Genomic DNA, 15,867 nt, shown 5'->3' with positions numbered 1-15,867 from the left:
AACCCATGTCCCGCTACGCCCTTCGCGTCACCTGCCAGTCCACCCGCGGCATCGTCGCCGCCATCGCGGGCTATCTTGCCGAACAGGGCTGCAACATCACCGACAGCGCCCAGTTCGACGATGCCCATACCGGCCGCTTCTTCATGCGGATCAGCTTCCAGAGCGAGACCGGCAAGCAGCTTGCGGAATTGCACGAGGGCTTCGCGCCCGTGGCGTCCCGGCTGGGGATGGAGGCCGAGTTCTTCGACGAGGCCCGCAAGCGCAAGGTCATCCTGATGGTCTCGCGTTTCGGCCATTGCCTGAACGACCTCTTGTATCGCTGGCGGATCGGGGCGCTGCCGATCGACATCGTCGCGGTGATCTCGAACCACATGGACTATCAGAAGGTCGTCGTGAACCACGACATCCCCTTCCACTGCATCCGGGTCACGCCTGAGAACAAGCCTCAGGCCGAGGCCCGGATCATGGAGGTGGTCGAGGAAACCGGGGCCGAACTGATCGTGCTGGCGCGCTATATGCAGGTCCTGTCCGACGCGATGTGCCGGAAGATGTCGGGCCGGATCATCAACATCCACCACTCCTTCCTGCCCTCGTTCAAGGGTGCCAATCCCTACAAGCAGGCCTATGAGCGGGGGGTGAAGCTGATCGGGGCGACCTCGCATTACGTCACCGCCGATCTCGACGAAGGCCCGATCATCGAGCAGGATACCGTGCGCGTCACCCATGCGCAGTCGCCCGAAGATTACGTGAGCCTCGGCCGCGACGTCGAGGCCGCGGTCCTGTCGCGTGCGGTGCATGCCCATGTGAACGGCCGGGTGTTCCTGAACGGCAACAAGACGGTGGTCTTCCCCCCTTCGCCCGGTTCGCACGCATCGGAACGGATGGGCTGACGCACCGGCCCTGCGTCTCAGGGGTGCGACGTGCCCTCTTGAGACGCATCCGTGGCGCAAGGCCCCGGCGCCCATGTCGGGCTGCGCGCCCGCACGGGCGCCTGTCTCGGCCCGGACACCCAGATCATACTCAAGCAGCGCTGCGCCCCAGCTTCACGCGGGCCGTCGTCCGCCGATGTGTTCCAACCCCAAGGGACGATCGAGGGCGCGGAGGCATGAAACGCATACTCTGCTGTCGGAAACACCGACCCCGGTTGCGCCTTCCGGCAGGCCGGGGTTTTTCCGTTTCCATCGTAGAACTCGCCGAACAGGCTTCCGCGTCCTGCAAGGAATCTGCACGCAGGCTCACGATCCATTCCGGGAAAACAGGCATCTTTTCCAAAGATGCTGCAAGAAGCGGACCAAAGACCCTTGAGAAAGCCGGCATCCGCCGCGATGTCTGGCGACCCCGAGAGGATTCGAACCTCCAACCTGCCCCTTAGGAGGGGGCTGCTCTATCCAGTTGAGCCACGGGGTCTCGCCTGCCTTCTCGCACAAGGCTGCGCGTGAAGGCAAGGTTGCGGAAGGGGGTTGTCATGCGCTAACGGAAGACAGATCGCGCAGGTGACACCTCCATGACCGCATCCCGACCCCGCCGCCGTCCCCTGACGCTTCGTGACGTGTCGCTCGCGTCGGGCGTCAGCGAGATGACCGTCAGCCGGGTGCTGCGCAACCGCGGCGACGTGTCGGCGGCGACGCGGGAAAAGGTGCTGAACGCGGCCCGCGCCTTGGGCTATGTGCCCAACAAGATCGCGGGGGGGCTGGCCAGCCAGCGGGTCAACCTGGTCGCGGTGGTGATCCCCTCGCTGTCGAACCTGGTCTTTCCCGACGTGCTGGGGGGGATCTCGGCGGAACTCGACGACACCGGGCTGCAGCCGGTCGTGGGCGTCACCAACTACGGTCCCGCGCGCGAGGAAGCGGTGCTTTACGACATGATAAGCTGGCGGCCGACGGGGATCATCCTCGCCGGGCTGGAACATTCGCGGGCTTCGCGGGCGATGCTGGAAGGCGCGGGCGTCCCGGTGGTCGAGATCATGGACGTGGACGGCACCCCCGTCGACACCGCCGTGGGCATCAGCCACGACCGCGCCGGGACCGAGATGGCGGGCCATATTCTTGCCGCCGGATACCGCCGCATCGGCTTCATCGGCACCCACATGCCCGAGGATCACCGGGCGCGCAAACGCCTCGCGGGGTTCGAGCGGGCGCTTGAGGCGGCGGGCGTGGCGCTGGTTGCGCGGGAATACTACCAGGGCGGCTCGTCGCTGGCGAAGGGGCGCGAGCTGACGGAACGCATCCTCGCGCGCGAGCCGGACCTGGATTTCCTGTATTACTCCAACGATCTGATCGGCGCGGGCGGGCTGATCTGGGCGCGCGAGCGCGGCATCGACATTCCGGGAAAGCTGGGGCTGGCGGGCTTCAACGGAGTGGACCTGCTGGACGGGCTGCCGATGCGGCTGGCAACAACGGATGCGCGGCGGCTGGATATCGGCCGGCGGGCGGCGCGGATCGTCGCGGGCAAGGACCCTCGCCCCGAGGACGGGATCATCGCCCTGTCCCCGACCTTCCTTCCCGGCGACACCATCCGTTCGGTGCGCTGAGACTCAGGCGGCGGCGTAATGCGCGAAGACCTCGGTCCCGCGGTCGCGGCGGAGCAGGAGGACGTCATAGGCCTCGCGTTCCGATTCCGGTCCCATGCCGGGCGAGCCCCAGGGCATCCCCGGCACCGTCAGCCCGATCGCGTCCGGGCGCGCATCCAGCAGCCGCAGGATGTCGCGGGCGGGCACATGGCCCTCGATCAGGTAGCCCTCGACCTGCGCGGTGTGACACGAGGACAGTTCCGCCGGGATGCCGCCCTCGCGCTTGACGCGGTGCAGTTGCGCGAGGCTGACCACCTCGACCGTGGCCTCAAGCCCCTCGGCCCGCAATGTATCGACCCAGGCGGTGCAGCAGCCGCAATCGGGGTCCTTGAGGACATGAAGCGCGGGCTTCCCCGCCCGCAGCGGAGCCGCAAGGCCCGCAAGCGCCAGCGCCCCGCCAGCCACCAGCAGCTTCCGGCGCGAGATGATGGATTGCGTCATGCCGACCTCATTCCCCTTGGAACAGGGCCAACATGGCGCAGGATGGCGGCAGGCACACTGCGGCCAAGCGGCGCAGCCTCAAAGCTCGACCGTCTCCATCACCTCGGGCGTCAGCACATCGACGCCCGGCAGGGCGCGGCGCATCACCTCAGGGTCCTGCTTCAGCAAGGGAAAGGTGTCGTAGTGGCAGGGGATGACGGTCTTGAAGTCGAAATACCGCTTTGCCGCCCAGGCCGCGCGCTCCATGTCCATGGTGTAATGGCCACCGGCGCAGAGGATGCCGATCTCGGGGCGGTGCAACTCGCCCATCCACTCCATGTCCGCCATGATGTCGGTGTCGCCCGAGACGTAGATCGTCCGCCCCTCGCCCCGGATCATGTAGCCCGACTCGTGCCCCGCATAGACCGGCTTGCCGTCCACCATCAGCGAGGAGGAATGGCTGGCGTTGACCATCGTCACCTTCGCCCCGTTCAGGTCCACCCTGCCGCCCTTGTTGAAATCGATGCCCTCCACCCCCTCGGCTGCGGTCCAGTAACCGATCAGGTCGGCGATACCGACGAGGGGGATGCCCAGTTCCCTGGCCAGCCCCAGCGCGTCGCCGGTATGGTCCCCGTGCCCGTGGGTCAGCAGGATGTGGGTAGCGCCGCGCACCGCCTCGTCGCGCCGGTCCGCGGGGAACACGGGGTTCCCGGTCAGCCACGGATCGATCAGGATCACCGCGCTCTCGATTTCCAGACGGAAGCCGGCGTGGCCCAGCCAGGTCAGTTTCATCCTTGCACCTCCTGCGTTTCGGGCGGCAGGCTAGCGCGGCTTGCAGGGCCGGTCCACCGGCGGTAAACCCGCGCCCAAGCGAAAGGAACCCGCATGTCCATCACCGAAGCCGAGGCCCGGAAGGTCGCGCATCTGGCGCGGATCGCGGTCGCGGATGAGGCGCTGCCCGCGCTCGCCGCCGAGCTGAACGGCATCCTGCATTTCATGGAGCAGTTGAACGAGGTCGATGTCGAGGGCGTCGAGCCGATGACCGGCGTCGAACGGATGCGGCTGAAGCGGCGCGAGGACGTGGTGACGGACGGCAATATGCAGAAAGCGATCCTGAAGAACGCCCCCGACGCCCGCGAGGGGTTCTTTGCCGTGCCGAAGGTGGTGGAATGAGCCTGAACCGACTGACCATCGCGGATGCCCGCGACCGCCTGCGCGCGCGCGAGATCACGGCGGCCGAACTGACCGACGCCTGCCTTTCCGCCGCCGATGGCGCTGGCGCGCTGAACGCCTTTGTCCACCACACGCCCGAGATCGCGCGCCAGCAGGCGGCGGCGGCGGACGAACGGCTCACCTCAGGCGATGCGCCGGCGATGTGCGGGATTCCGGTGGGGATCAAGGATCTGTTCTGCACGAAGGGCGTGCCCTCGCAGGCGGCGTCCCGCATCCTCGAAGGCTTCCGCCCGGAATACGAATCGACCGTCACCCAGAACCTGTTCGATGCGGGCGCGGTGATGCTCGGCAAGCTGAACATGGACGAATTCGCCATGGGCTCGTCGAACGAGACCAGCGTCTATGGCAATGCGGTGAACCCGTGGAAGACGGATGACCGGCAACTGACGCCGGGCGGCTCCTCGGGCGGCTCGGCGGCGGCGGTCGCAGCGGACCTCTGCCTTGCGGCGACGGGCACCGACACCGGCGGCTCGATCCGCCAGCCCGCGGCCTTCACCGGGACGGTGGGGCTGAAGCCGACCTATGGTCGCGTCAGCCGCTGGGGCACAATCGCCTTCGCCTCGTCGCTTGACCAGGCCGGGCCGATGACCAAGACGGTCCGCGACGCCGCGATCATGCTGGGCGCGATGGCCTCGGTCGATCCGAAGGATTCGACCTCGGCCGACCGCCCCGTGCCGGACTACGAAGCTGCCCTGACCGGCGACATCCGCGGGCGTCGCATCGGCATCCCCCGCGAATACCGCATTGACGGGATGCCCGCCGAGATCGAGGCGCTGTGGAAGCAGGGCGCCGAGATGCTGCGCGACGCCGGCGCCGAGATCGTGGACATCAGCCTGCCGCACACGAAATACGCCCTGCCCGCATATTACGTCATCGCCCCCGCCGAGGCATCGTCCAACCTCGCCCGCTATGACGGCGTCCGCTACGGCCGCCGGGCAAAGCTGGGCCAAAGCGACGGCATCACCGAACTGTATGAAAAGACCCGCGCCGAGGGCTTCGGGTATGAGGTCCGGCGCCGCGTCATGATCGGCACCTATGTGCTGTCGGCAGGCTTCTACGACGCCTATTACAACCGCGCCCGCAAGGTCCGCGCCCTGATCCGGCGCGACTTCGACCAAGCCTTCGCAGAGGGCATTGACACAATCCTCACCCCCGCCACCCCATCGGCCGCCTTCGGATTGGGCGAGATGAAGGACGCTGATCCGGTCAGGATGTATCTCAACGACATCTTCACCGTCACGGTGAACCTTGCCGGCCTGCCGGGTCTTGCGGTCCCGGTCGGCCTCGACGCGCAGGGCCTGCCTCTTGGCCTGCAACTGATCGGCCGTCCGTGGGACGAGGGGAACCTGCTCAACCACGGCGCCGTTCTGGAACGCGCGGCCGGATTTGTCGCCAAGCCCCAACGCTGGTGGTAAGCTCGGGCCTGACGCCCCACGAGGAGACCTGAATGCGCGCCCTGATCCTGATCCCTCTCCTCGTCCTTGCCGCCTGTTCGGGCGAGAACCAGGGCTGGAACCCGAACTACAAGGCCTTTGCAACGCCTTACGGCGACTACCTGCGCGCGCGCGAGCTTGCGCTGACCGGCCACCGGGCCGAACCGCCGCGCGTGATCCCCGTCGCGCTGCCCGCCCGCGCCCTGACTGCGGCCGAGATCGCAGGCCCCTCGCCCGTCCAGATCCTTGAACGCGCGGTGACGCCGTCCTCGACCCCGGTGCGTCGCGTGCAGATGCGCGGGGCGCCCGCCATCGATCCGCGCCCGCCCTCGCTGCCCAGCAGCCGCGCGGTGCTGCCCAGCGAGCGGACGGTGCTGCCGCAGCCGGTCGTGACCCCGCCGCCGATGCCGCCTCGTCCGGTGGTCGTCACCACCCCGTCAAGCGCGACCGTGGCGCCGGTGCAGTCGCGCCGACTGTCCACCAATGTCCAGCCGCTTTATCCCCGCACGGCCGACGTGACCGGCGACTGCTCGGCCTATCCGACGCCCGCCGCAGCCCAAAGCGCCTTCCGCAGAGAGGGAGGACCGCAGCGCGATCCCCTTGGCCTCGACCCGGACGGCGACGGCAACGCCTGCAGCTTCCGCCCGGCGACGGTGCCGCTGCCGCGATGATCCATCGCGCTGCGGGCGCGCTGCGCGCATGAGCTTCCCCTCGCCCAACCACGGGGAACGGCGCGGCGCGCAGAGGCCCGACCTGATCGTGATCCACTACACTGGCATGGCCGATTTCGTCTCGGCCCGCGCCCGGCTCTGCGATCCGGCAGCCGAGGTCTCGGCCCACTGGCTGATTGACGCCGACGGCACGACCGAGTCGCTGGTCCCCGAGGACCGCCGGGCTTGGCACGCCGGCGCCGGAAACTGGCAGGACCGCGAGGACGTGAACTCGCACTCCATCGGCATCGAGCTTGCGAACCCCGGCGACCGCCCTTTTCCGCATCCGCAGATGACGGCGCTGGAGGCCCTGCTTGCTGCGATCATGGCCCGCTGGTCCATCCCGCCGCATCGGGTGATCGCCCATTCCGACATGGCGCCGGGCCGCAAGTCCGACCCCGGCCCGCGTTTCGACTGGGGCCGCCTCGGCCGCACCGGCCTTGCCCTTGCACCAGCCGCATCGTCCATGACCGGGCCGCTTTCAGCCATGCTCGACCGCATCGGCTATCCCGCCGTTGACCCGGCGCCCCGCCTGTCCGCCTTCCGCCTGCGCTTCTGCCCGTGGAACGAAGGCCCGGAAAACGACCTTGACCGCCGCATTGCCGCAGGCGTGCTGGCGGCCCTGCCGCTTGAGGAAACATGCTGATCTACAAGGTGTTGCGCGCCGATGAATGGGTCGCTTTGCAGGCCGAAGGCCGCAGCGCGGGCGCGCCGGTGGACGTGGCGGACGGCTACATCCACTTCTCGACGGCCGAGCAGCTTGCCACCACCCTCGCCAAGCATTTCGCGGGCGAGGAAAACCTCGCCCTCCTCGCCTGCAACGCCGAGGCGCTCGCCCCCGACCTGCGGTGGGAACCGTCACGCAGCCGCGCCCTGTTCCCGCATCTTTACCGCGAGTTGCGGCTGTCCGACGTCCGATGGCACCGCCCCGTCCCGCTGGGACCGCAAGGCCACGAGCCGGGGGAACTGGCATGAGGCTGATCGAACGTGCGGGCCTCGCCGCCCTTCACCGTCTGGACCCCGAACGCGCCCATGATCTGTCGCTGAAGGCGCTGGCGACCGGCCTCGTGCCCCTGCCGGGCCAGCCCTTCACCTCGCCGCGCCTTGAGACGCGCGTTGCCGGGCTGAACATGCCCAACCCGGTGGGCCTCGCAGCCGGCTACGACAAGAGCGCCCGCGTCGTCGGCCCCCTGACCCGCGCGGGCTTCGGCTTCGTCGAGGTCGGCGCGGCCACCCCCCGCCCCCAATCAGGCAACCCGAAACCGAGGCTGTTCCGGCTGACCGAGGACCGCGCGATCATCAACCGCTTCGGCTTCAACAACGAGGGCGCGGATGCGATCTGTGCCCGCCTCGCAAACCGTCCCCCTGGTGTCCCCGTCGGCCTCAACATTGGTGCCAACAAGGACAGCGCCGACCGCGCCGCCGACTTCGCCCATGTCGCAAGCCTCGCCGCGCCGGTGGCCGACTTCCTGACAATCAACGTCAGCTCTCCCAACACGGAAAAGCTGCGAGACCTGCAAGGCGCCCGCGCCCTCGCAGCCCTGATTCGGGGCGTCCTCGACGCCCGCGATGCCTCCGGCGCGCAACCGTCCGTCTTCGTCAAGATCGCCCCCGATCTCGATGAACAGGCGCTTGTCGAACTCTCCGCCGTCCTGAAGGGCAGCGGCATCGACGGCGCGATCGCCACCAACACGACGCTGACCCGCGGCGGCCTGACCTCGCGCCACGCAGGCGAAGCCGGAGGCCTCTCGGGCGCCCCCCTGTTCGACCTCTCCACGAAAATGCTCGCCCGCCTCTACCGCCACCTTGGCGGTAGCCTGCCGATCATCGGGGTCGGCGGCATCGGCTCGGTCGAGCAAGCGTGGGCCAAGATTGAGGCCGGCGCCTCAGCCATCCAGCTTTATACCGCCCTGATCTACCAGGGTTTCTCGCTGGCCGATCGCATCGCGCGCGGCCTCGACGCCCGGCTCGCTGCGGAAAACACCACTCTGGCCGACCTCACCGGCAGCGCCGCCCACCGCTGGGCCGCCTAGACAATCCCTTCCAGCCCGAGGATCTGCTCCATCGTGTCCGAGGGCGTGCTGCATCCCGCATCGCCCACGATCCGCGCCGGCACCCCGGCGACGGTCTTGCAGGGCGGCACCTCGGTCAGCACGACCGAGCCCGCGGCAATGCGGCTGTGGTGCCCCACAGAGATATTGCCCAGCACCTTGGCTCCGGCCCCGATCATTACCCCGTCTCCAATCTTGGGGTGGCGGTCGCCGTCCTCTTTCCCGGTCCCCCCCAGCGTCACCGAATGCAGCATGGACACGTCGTTGCCGACCACCGCCGTCTCGCCGATCACGATGGAATGGGCGTGGTCGATCATCACCCCGGTCCCGATCCGGGCAGCCGGGTGGATATCCACGCCGAAGACCTCGGAACAGCGCATCTGCACGAAATAAGCCATGTCGCGGCGACCATGATCCCATAGCCAATGCCCGATCCGGTAAGCCTGCAGCGCCTGGAAGCCCTTGAAGAACAGCATCGGCTGCATCAGCCGGTGGCAGGCAGGGTCGCGTTCGTAAACCGCGCGCAGGTCGGCCTCGGCCGCGACAGCCAGCGCGGGCTCGCGCCGGTGGGCGTCGTCGGCGATCTCGCGCAGGATCTGCTCGCTCATCTCGCCGGACGCGAGCTTCAGCGAGAACCGATAGGCCAGCGCCGCCGGGAAGGTGCGGTGGTGCAGCAGCCCCGCATGAATCAGCGCCCCCAGCAGCGGCTCTGTCGCCGCCGCCTCGGCGGCCTCGCGCTGGATCTGGTGCCAGACCGAGGCGTGTACCACCTCGGGACTGTCGGCATAGGGCTGTCCGTCCATGTCACGGTTCCTTTCGTCGCCCCTATCCATTTAGGGCAGGTTGAGGGCGACGAAAAGCCTCAGACCGGATCGGGCACGCGCAGGGCCAGCCAATGCACCGCCAGCCGGACCCGCCCGCCGGCGAAGTTGCCCCCGGTTGCGGTCAGCCGCAGTTCCTGTGCCGCATAGACGGCGGATGGCGCCGACAGCAGCTCCTGCGACCAGGAATTCAGCGGCAATCCCAACCCCGAGCCATAACGGTTCGTCGCCCCCGCCACCCCGATCATCCAGCTGGTCAACGTGCCCGTAATAGGCTTGATGACCCGCCCAGTGAGGCCCAGAACCAGCACGTTCTCCGGGATGAACAAGCCCGTGCCCAAGCCGGCTCCCGCCGTGATCTCGACCTCGCCCGTGGTGATGCCGGCGTTGAAGCCGCCGCCTGCGGCGCCCAGCGTCAGCGCGCCCGGCAGCCAGGCCGCACCGTCCCACAGCGCGCTCAGCCCCTGGTCCACGACAAAGGCCCGCTGCCCGCGTGAAGGCGGGACAAAGACCCAGCCGCCGTTGGCGCCGATGGCGATGCGCCCCGCCTGCCCCGCCCAGGCGCCCCCAGCGCCAAAGGGCACCGCCCAGCATTGCCCGTCCGTCACCGCGACCGGAGGGCTGGCCACCGAGACGCTCTGCAGCACCAGGTTCACCAACCCGTCCAGCCGCATCAGCCCGTCGTTCACCGTGACATGCTTCTGCGCCTGAGCGGGCTGCAACAGCGGCAGCCCGCAACGCAGCGTTGCCTGTTCAGACATGAATGTTCCTCCTGACAGACGGGCCCGGCCCGTAGATTTCGGAAAGCTGCGCCACCTCGATGGCGAAGCTGCCCCCTTGCGCCGCGTGCGCCCAGACGTTCTCGGGGATCGCCCAGGCAGGCCGCGCGACCTCCTCGCGGTGCAGCAGGGTCGTGCCGCGCACCAGCCGCACGACATAGCGCTCATAGGCCTCGCCCAGCGGCACCTCGGGCGCATCCCAGCCATCGCCCCCGGTCCGGGTGCGCCGGACCCACGTCACTTCGCGGTCCTTCACCGACAGGTGACTGGGCGACAACGGCCGCAAACCAGCGCCCACGACGACAAGCGACCGCTGCCGATAGCTCTCGTCATCCGGCGACTGGCTCGACGGCCCGATCCGCCAGTGGCGCAACTGCCCCCGCGCGTCCGGGTCCAGGTCGACCTGCCTGGGCGAGCCATCCATCAGAACGACCACGCTGCCCGCCGGCCATTCCGCCGGCATCAGCGCATCCGTCCCCGCCTGCCCCCGAAGCCGCCCCGAGATTTCCCACTCGCCCGGCGCCACCAGCTTCGCGTCAGAGAACTGCATCAACTCCCAGTTCCCCGGAGAGCCGTCGCCGATCGCCAGAACGTTGCCCCCTGCCATCAGGGCATTGCGGCCGATGGACCGCAGGTTGCCCCCCTTCACCCGCACCCTCAGCGCAGGCCCTCGGTCCAGAACCCCCGGCCTCGCCGCAGGCAGCGCGCCCAGTGTCACCCCCATGACGGCGCGCGAGGGAAGGATCACGTTCGGCTGCCAGCCGCTGTCCTCCTCGAACGACACCCAGGCCCGCACCGCCCCCGGCCACGGAGTCCCCGTGGCGGCCAACCACGGCGCATGAGGCACCTCGGTCCCCCGCATCATCGGCAGGTCCAAGAAGACCGGCCAGACCGGCCCCGCCGGGACATGCGCCTTCCCGCGCAATCCCTCGCTCACATGGGGCGCAGGCCGATAGACCCCCGGCTCGACCCGCACCGCCTCGACCAGAGTCGCACCGGCACGCTCGACCCGGTCGATGCGCCAGCGGTCTCCGGCCCCCGCGCCATCCGCCAGCCGCACCACATCGCCCGGCCCCAGACCGGCCCGCGACGGAGGCAGCGCGAACCGCGCCGCATCCTGCGCCACTTTCGCCTCGACCAGCCAGCGCGATGCGACCGCGTGCCCCTCAGCCAACGTCAGCACCATCGGCAGGTCATTGTCCGACACCGAGAGGACCTGCCCGTCCGGCAAGGCCGCCTCGGCCGTCCGCGCGCCATAGTCGCCGCCCGTCTCGACATGGCTCAGCCGCACGCGCCCCACCATCTCGGCCAGAGGGGCGCGAGTGATCTCGAACCCGCCCAACTCCTCGGCGACGGCAAGCTCGCCCTCGGCCAGCACCGCATCCACCCGCCCGTCGCGCATGACAAAGCGCAGCACGCCGTCGCGTTCCACCGCGTCGAACCCATGCGCGAGCATCAGCGGCTGCAACGCCGCCCGCCCGCTCTCCGGCCCACTGACAGCATAGCCGCGCACGACCCCATGCAGCCCGCTCACGTCATAGGCCGCGACCCCCGCCCCTTCGCAGATGTCGCGCACCACATCGGCCAGGGGCACCGCGCCCGCGCGGCCGTTCAGCCAATGCCCCCGCTCCCAGGCAAGCCCGTCCGACCACAGGTCGTCCCGCGCCGGAAACGCCGGATAGGGCCGCGCGTCCCAGGCCCAGACATGGGCGCGCGACAACTCGACCATCCGCCCGACCTTCATGGCAGGATTGTTCGCCGGATCGGCCCAGTATGACGTGACCGCCTCGACATAGGCCGCCTGGATCGCATCGTCCCGCCGCCCATCGGAAAACCAAGGCAGCATCGCCTCGCTGCTCATGGCATCAAGGAACTTGTTCGGCTGGTTCGTCCCCTTGTCGAGCGCCGCGCAGCCGTATTCCGTGAACCAGATCGGCTTCGACCCCGGCACCCAGGCCGTCGGCTCGGCCGACCGCGCACCATCCGGCCCACGGTCGTAATGCCAGTTCGACCACCAACCCTTCAGGTCCTTGTAGCGCCAGATCCACGGCTCGCCCTGCCCGTCCGTGATCGGCGTCCGCAGTTGCGTCAGCCGATCCTCGTCGCTGGCGTAATACCAGTCGAACCCCTCGCCTCCGCAGACATTGGTCCGCAGGTAATCGACATTGCGGATATCGACCCAATGCGCGTCGAGGTGCCCCTCGCCCTCGCGCCAGTCCGACAACGGCATGTAGTTGTCGATGCCGACAAAGTCGATGTTCTCGTCGCCCCACAGCGGATCGAGGTGGAACACCGCCTCGCCCCCGCCCGGATGATGGCCGAAATACTCGGACCAGTCCGCCGCATAGCCCAGCTTCACCCCTGGCCCGAGAATCGAACGCACCTCGGCCGCCAGCCGCCGCAAGGCCGCGACCACCGGATAACCGCTCGCCCCCCGGATCTGCGTCAACCCGATCATCTCGGACCCGATCAGGAAGGCGTCGATTCCGCCCGCCATCCGGCACAGATGCGCATAATGCAGGATAAAGCGGCGATAGCCCCACTCCTGCGGCCCCGAATAGACGATCCGCCCGTCCTTCTCGGCAAAATCCGCAACGCAAGCGGTCCCGAAGTACGCCGCCACTTCGGCATCCGCCGCCGCAGTCCCCTGCGGCGAGCCCTTGCGCCCCGCAGCCACCGAACTCGTGATCCGCCCCCGCCAGGGCATGACCGGCTGATCCTTGTTCCCCGTCCAGGGGTCAGGCCGCCCGTTCCCCGCCATCTGCTCCATCAGGATGAACGGATAGAACACCGCCGCCCGCCCCGAGGCGCGGATTGCCCGGATCGCCTCGACCACCGACCCGTCAGCCGGAGTCCCCCCGTAGATCGACCGCCCCTCCTTCCGCGCGATGGTCGCTGCCTCGGCGCGCTTGATTCCACCCGCGCGCCACGGCATCTCCTCGCCGTCGATCTCGGTCTGCTCGACCTTTGGCCGCACGGTGCAGTTACCGGCCCGCAGATCGTCCCCGAACCACGACACAACGACAGAGACCGACCCCACCTTCGGCAACTCGCGCCCCAGCGTCGCCAGCGAGACCTGAAAATCAGTCCCTCCCATCGGCGTGTTGCGGTTGAGAATCCGAGTCTCCCCCAGCCCCAGATCAATCGAAACCTGTCGCGTCGCCAGCGCATACTCCCCGGTTCCCGGGATCAGCGCCACCGCCTGCACGTTCTCGGCCAGCGAAGCCGCGCCCTTCACGCCCCGCGTCACCTCGAAGCTCATCTGCGGCACGCGGTTGCCCCAGCGTTCCAGCGCCAAGTCCTCCAGCACCACATAGGCGATGCCGCGATAGGCAGGCGCGGCCTCGCCCTCATGCGCGGCGATCACCGGGTCGGGCAACTGCGCTTCGTCCCCGCGATAGACGCGCAGGTTCAGGTCCGACGCCGCGACCTCCTCGCCATCCGCCCAGACGCGCCCCACGGACAGGATCGGCCCCTCGCAGAGCGCGATGGCCAGGCTCAGCCGATAGCTGATCTCGGTCACGCGCGGACCTGATCCCTTGCCCCCCGCGTCCTGCGACCGGCTGATCTCGGTCACCGGCGAGGCCCAGATGACATGCCCCGGCACCCGCATCTGCCCCCAGACGTGCGGAATCGCCGTCCCCTCGCCCGCCGTCTGCAGCCGCAGCCGGTCGATGCGCCCCGTTTCCACCAACCGCGCGCCGCCGCCCAGCAACCGCTGGTCGATCACGCGACCGACCGTCGCGCCCACCGCGCGGCCGATGACGGCCCCGGTCAGCCCCAGCATGGTGCCGCCGAAGCCCGCGCCCACGGCAGAGCCGGCCGCCGCCAAAAGGATGGTCGCCATCGCCTTCTCCCATGTCTCTTGAAATGCCGGCCCTCAGGCCCGCCTCACGGCCCGGGCCATCGGAACCGCGCCGCGATCCGCGCCCGCCACGGGGCGGAGAGCGGGCTTTCGACCACCCCGTGCCGGTCATAAGCGTGAACGAAGCTCGCCCCCTCGCCCACTCCCGCACGGATACCCAGATGCTTGGCGACCGCTCCGTCCCTCATACGGAACAGCAGTACCTCGCCCACGGCTTCGGGGGCATCCGGCGCCACCGCCACCAGGTTCCGCAGCGCCGCCGCCAGCAAGGGCTCGCCCCTTCCCGTCTCGCCCCAGTCAGCGGTATAGGGCGGCGCGGCTTCCGGCTCGGTCCCGTAGAGCCCGCGCCAGACGCCCCGCACCAGTCCCAGGCAATCCGCCCCCGCCCCCCGGGCCGAGCCCTGATGCACGTAAGGCGTCCCGATCCATCCCCGCGCCAGTTCGACCGCTCGCCGGCTCATCTCCGCCCCCTGTTTGCCTGCGGCGCAATCAGCCAGTCCTCGGGCGGCAGATGCGGAAAGCCCCGGAAGTTGAGGAAGTTTAGGAATTTCCCCTGGCAGGTCTCGGCCCGCTTGTCGCATCCTGCCGTCAGCCGCACCCTGTTCCCCACGGTGGGCGCCGCACCGGGAGCGGCCCAAAGCTCGACCTTCCGCACCCCCTGCGCGGGCATGAGGTCGATCTTGACCGCCCCCGTCAGGCCCCTCGCCCTGCCGTCCAGAAACGCAATCCGCCCATGCTCGAACCACCCCGAGGCATGTGCCGGCACCCCGCGCAGCCTCAGCCGAGCACCGCCCTCGTCCAGTGACTCGATGACGCCCTCGGCCCAGAACCCCTCACGCCCCAAGTCGAACCGGCACTGGCCGTCCCCCAGAAGCGCCGAGCAGCGCGGATGATAAACCTGCCCCTGCGCCCGGTTCAGCGCCTCGGCCAAGCCCCGCAGCTCGGCACGAAAGGCGCCCGCCGCAAAGGTGATTTCGCCCAGCGAGCCGCGGAACACCAACCGCCGCGCCGCCACATTGGTCCAGTCCACCTCCCACAGCCGCACCTCGGCGCCGTCCCAGCGGCCTGCCGCCAAGTCCTCTGCGGTGATGGAATCATCCGACAGCACCCCCTGCGCCTCGGTGTTGTCCACCGCCAGCCCAAGCCCCTGCACCAGCGTCTGCGCCGTCAGCCCCGCCTCGGGCCGGAACGCGATCCCCTCGAAGGACAGCACGCCATCATGGTCCGTGAACCCCAGCTGCAGCCCGTCCGAGCGGCTCACCGCCCAGGCTCGCGCGATCGTGGTCGCCGTCATGACCGCACCTCGATCACCGGGATCTGCGGGGCGTCGCCGGCCTGGAATGTCGCCACCGACACCGCGATCCGGTCGGTGTCGAAGCGCACCGGCACGTCGAACTCGAATCCCGCCGTGACGGGGGCATCCATCATCGGCGCGTCCTTCAACAGAATTACGCCCGTCTGATGATCGCAGGTGAAGTCGATCGTCTCGAACCTCTCGACCCCGCCGATGCCCACCCGCACCGTGCCCTCGACCAGCTTGACGATGGGTCGCCGATACGCCGCCGCGCCCGAGCGATAAAGCTGGCTCAACCGGAACTCGACGGTGTTCCCGTCGCCCCGCCCGATCACCTGATCGTCGAAGGCGACCGCCCGGCTCGGCAGGCAGGACTTCCAGTCCGTCCAGTCCTTCCACCGGAACCCGTGCAACTGCCCGCCCCGCGCCTCGAAGAAGGCGATCAGCGCCGCCATGTCGTCGAGGCTGCGCAAGCCCACGCCCGCGTCATACCGCCTGCGCGAATGCGCCCAGGGGCTGTTGCGCTCCTCGAATCCGTTGGTCAGCGTCACGATCTCGGTCCGCCGCTCGGGCCCGCCCATCGAGCCGAAGGACAGATCGGCCGGAAACCGCACCTCATGAAATGCCATCGTCGCCACCACTCCTTACGACCTGTATTTCTTTCTGGCCCAAATACCCCAGGGCTTCCGAGC

Annotated in this window: 16 protein-coding genes and 1 tRNA gene; 8 read left to right on the top strand and 9 right to left on the bottom strand. The window is 69.0% G+C overall.

Annotated features, from left to right (window positions below; translation table 11 throughout):
• Nucleotides 1-5: 5 nt before the first annotated feature.
• On the top strand, nucleotides 6-890 hold the full coding sequence (purU, locus tag H5395_RS03850) for a formyltetrahydrofolate deformylase (RefSeq protein ID WP_182791213.1): 885 nt from the start codon (nucleotides 6-8) through the stop codon (nucleotides 888-890).
• 440 nt (nucleotides 891-1,330) lie between these two features.
• Here purU and H5395_RS03845 read toward each other — a convergent pair.
• Nucleotides 1,331-1,407 (bottom strand) — tRNA-Arg (locus H5395_RS03845).
• Between the two features lie 97 nt (nucleotides 1,408-1,504).
• Between H5395_RS03845 and H5395_RS03840 the strand changes: the two genes are divergently transcribed.
• On the top strand, nucleotides 1,505-2,530 hold the full coding sequence (locus H5395_RS03840; protein WP_182791212.1) for a LacI family DNA-binding transcriptional regulator: 1,026 nt from the start codon (nucleotides 1,505-1,507) through the stop codon (nucleotides 2,528-2,530).
• Between the two features lie 3 nt (nucleotides 2,531-2,533).
• Here the strand turns inward: H5395_RS03840 and H5395_RS03835 are convergent, their stop codons facing one another.
• A complete protein-coding gene (locus H5395_RS03835; protein ID WP_182791211.1) occupies nucleotides 2,534-3,010 on the bottom strand; it encodes a DUF411 domain-containing protein in 477 nt (158 codons plus the stop codon).
• A 78-nt stretch (nucleotides 3,011-3,088) separates the two neighbouring features.
• Nucleotides 3,089-3,781, bottom strand: coding sequence for a metal-dependent hydrolase (locus tag H5395_RS03830; protein WP_182791210.1), 693 nt, complete (start codon nucleotides 3,779-3,781; stop codon nucleotides 3,089-3,091).
• 93 nt (nucleotides 3,782-3,874) lie between these two features.
• Here H5395_RS03830 and gatC point away from each other — a divergent pair, with 93 nt between their 5' ends.
• From gatC to H5395_RS03800, 6 genes are read left to right on the top strand one after another with little or no spacing between them, the layout of a single operon-like run.
• Nucleotides 3,875-4,162 carry an Asp-tRNA(Asn)/Glu-tRNA(Gln) amidotransferase subunit GatC gene (gene gatC, locus H5395_RS03825; protein ID WP_182791209.1) on the top strand — a complete coding sequence of 96 codons (288 nt, stop codon included), beginning with the start codon at nucleotides 3,875-3,877 and terminating at the stop codon, nucleotides 4,160-4,162.
• Complete coding sequence (gene gatA / locus H5395_RS03820) at nucleotides 4,159-5,637, top strand: Asp-tRNA(Asn)/Glu-tRNA(Gln) amidotransferase subunit GatA (protein WP_182791208.1); 1,479 nt, start codon at nucleotides 4,159-4,161, stop codon at nucleotides 5,635-5,637. The genes gatC and gatA overlap by 4 nt, the downstream gene beginning before the upstream one ends.
• Nucleotides 5,638-5,669: 32 nt before the next feature.
• A complete protein-coding gene (locus H5395_RS03815) occupies nucleotides 5,670-6,326 on the top strand; it encodes a hypothetical protein (RefSeq protein WP_182791207.1) in 657 nt (218 codons plus the stop codon).
• A gap of 28 nt (nucleotides 6,327-6,354) precedes the next feature.
• On the top strand, nucleotides 6,355-7,011 hold the full coding sequence (locus H5395_RS03810) for an N-acetylmuramoyl-L-alanine amidase (RefSeq protein ID WP_182791206.1): 657 nt from the start codon (nucleotides 6,355-6,357) through the stop codon (nucleotides 7,009-7,011).
• Nucleotides 7,005-7,340: a DUF952 domain-containing protein gene (locus tag H5395_RS03805; protein WP_182791205.1), complete on the top strand. Its 336-nt coding sequence runs from the start codon at nucleotides 7,005-7,007 to the stop codon at nucleotides 7,338-7,340. Before H5395_RS03810 ends, H5395_RS03805 begins: the two co-directional genes overlap by 7 nt.
• Entirely contained in the window at nucleotides 7,337-8,398 is a 1,062-nt protein-coding gene (locus H5395_RS03800; RefSeq protein ID WP_182791204.1) for a quinone-dependent dihydroorotate dehydrogenase, read from the top strand. Before H5395_RS03805 ends, H5395_RS03800 begins: the two co-directional genes overlap by 4 nt.
• Here the strand turns inward: H5395_RS03800 and cysE are convergent.
• From cysE to H5395_RS03770, 6 genes are read right to left on the bottom strand one after another with little or no spacing between them, the layout of a single operon-like run.
• Nucleotides 8,395-9,219, bottom strand: coding sequence for a serine O-acetyltransferase (gene cysE, locus H5395_RS03795; protein WP_182791203.1), 825 nt, complete (start codon nucleotides 9,217-9,219; stop codon nucleotides 8,395-8,397). The two genes, H5395_RS03800 and cysE, sit on opposite strands and share 4 nt — an antisense overlap.
• Before the next feature lie 59 nt (nucleotides 9,220-9,278).
• Nucleotides 9,279-9,998, bottom strand: coding sequence for a DUF2793 domain-containing protein (locus tag H5395_RS03790; RefSeq protein ID WP_182791202.1), 720 nt, complete (start codon nucleotides 9,996-9,998; stop codon nucleotides 9,279-9,281).
• Complete coding sequence (locus H5395_RS03785) at nucleotides 9,991-13,863, bottom strand: glycoside hydrolase/phage tail family protein (protein WP_182791201.1); 3,873 nt, start codon at nucleotides 13,861-13,863, stop codon at nucleotides 9,991-9,993. Before H5395_RS03785 ends, H5395_RS03790 begins: the two co-directional genes overlap by 8 nt.
• A 44-nt stretch (nucleotides 13,864-13,907) precedes the next feature.
• A complete protein-coding gene (locus H5395_RS03780; protein ID WP_182791200.1) occupies nucleotides 13,908-14,342 on the bottom strand; it encodes a peptidase in 435 nt (144 codons plus the stop codon).
• Complete coding sequence (locus H5395_RS03775; RefSeq protein ID WP_182791199.1) at nucleotides 14,339-15,175, bottom strand: DUF2163 domain-containing protein; 837 nt, start codon at nucleotides 15,173-15,175, stop codon at nucleotides 14,339-14,341. Before H5395_RS03775 ends, H5395_RS03780 begins: the two co-directional genes overlap by 4 nt.
• A complete protein-coding gene (locus H5395_RS03770; protein WP_182791198.1) occupies nucleotides 15,172-15,804 on the bottom strand; it encodes a DUF2460 domain-containing protein in 633 nt (210 codons plus the stop codon). The genes H5395_RS03775 and H5395_RS03770 overlap by 4 nt, the downstream gene beginning before the upstream one ends.
• Between the last annotated feature and the right edge of the window lie 63 nt (nucleotides 15,805-15,867).

Origin of the sequence: Paracoccus sp. MC1854, assembly GCF_014164635.1 — a bacterium.
GTDB lineage: Bacteria > Pseudomonadota > Alphaproteobacteria > Rhodobacterales > Rhodobacteraceae > Paracoccus.
The sequence above is the reverse complement of the archived record's forward strand: the minus strand, read 5'-3'. Positions and strand labels throughout refer to the sequence as shown.

Coding starts and splice junctions, on each gene's coding strand:
- purU (WP_182791213.1), top strand. CDS start 6: ATGTCCCGCTACGCCCTTCGCGTCACCTGCCAGTCCACCCGCGGCATC.
- H5395_RS03840 (WP_182791212.1), top strand. CDS start 1,505: ATGACCGCATCCCGACCCCGCCGCCGTCCCCTGACGCTTCGTGACGTG.
- H5395_RS03835 (WP_182791211.1), bottom strand. CDS start 3,010: ATGACGCAATCCATCATCTCGCGCCGGAAGCTGCTGGTGGCTGGCGGG.
- H5395_RS03830 (WP_182791210.1), bottom strand. CDS start 3,781: ATGAAACTGACCTGGCTGGGCCACGCCGGCTTCCGTCTGGAAATCGAG.
- gatC (WP_182791209.1), top strand. CDS start 3,875: ATGTCCATCACCGAAGCCGAGGCCCGGAAGGTCGCGCATCTGGCGCGG.
- gatA (WP_182791208.1), top strand. CDS start 4,159: ATGAGCCTGAACCGACTGACCATCGCGGATGCCCGCGACCGCCTGCGC.
- H5395_RS03815 (WP_182791207.1), top strand. CDS start 5,670: ATGCGCGCCCTGATCCTGATCCCTCTCCTCGTCCTTGCCGCCTGTTCG.
- H5395_RS03810 (WP_182791206.1), top strand. CDS start 6,355: ATGAGCTTCCCCTCGCCCAACCACGGGGAACGGCGCGGCGCGCAGAGG.
- H5395_RS03805 (WP_182791205.1), top strand. CDS start 7,005: ATGCTGATCTACAAGGTGTTGCGCGCCGATGAATGGGTCGCTTTGCAG.
- H5395_RS03800 (WP_182791204.1), top strand. CDS start 7,337: ATGAGGCTGATCGAACGTGCGGGCCTCGCCGCCCTTCACCGTCTGGAC.
- cysE (WP_182791203.1), bottom strand. CDS start 9,219: ATGGACGGACAGCCCTATGCCGACAGTCCCGAGGTGGTACACGCCTCG.
- H5395_RS03790 (WP_182791202.1), bottom strand. CDS start 9,998: ATGTCTGAACAGGCAACGCTGCGTTGCGGGCTGCCGCTGTTGCAGCCC.
- H5395_RS03785 (WP_182791201.1), bottom strand. CDS start 13,863: ATGGCGACCATCCTTTTGGCGGCGGCCGGCTCTGCCGTGGGCGCGGGC.
- H5395_RS03780 (WP_182791200.1), bottom strand. CDS start 14,342: ATGAGCCGGCGAGCGGTCGAACTGGCGCGGGGATGGATCGGGACGCCT.
- H5395_RS03775 (WP_182791199.1), bottom strand. CDS start 15,175: ATGACGGCGACCACGATCGCGCGAGCCTGGGCGGTGAGCCGCTCGGAC.
- H5395_RS03770 (WP_182791198.1), bottom strand. CDS start 15,804: ATGGCATTTCATGAGGTGCGGTTTCCGGCCGATCTGTCCTTCGGCTCG.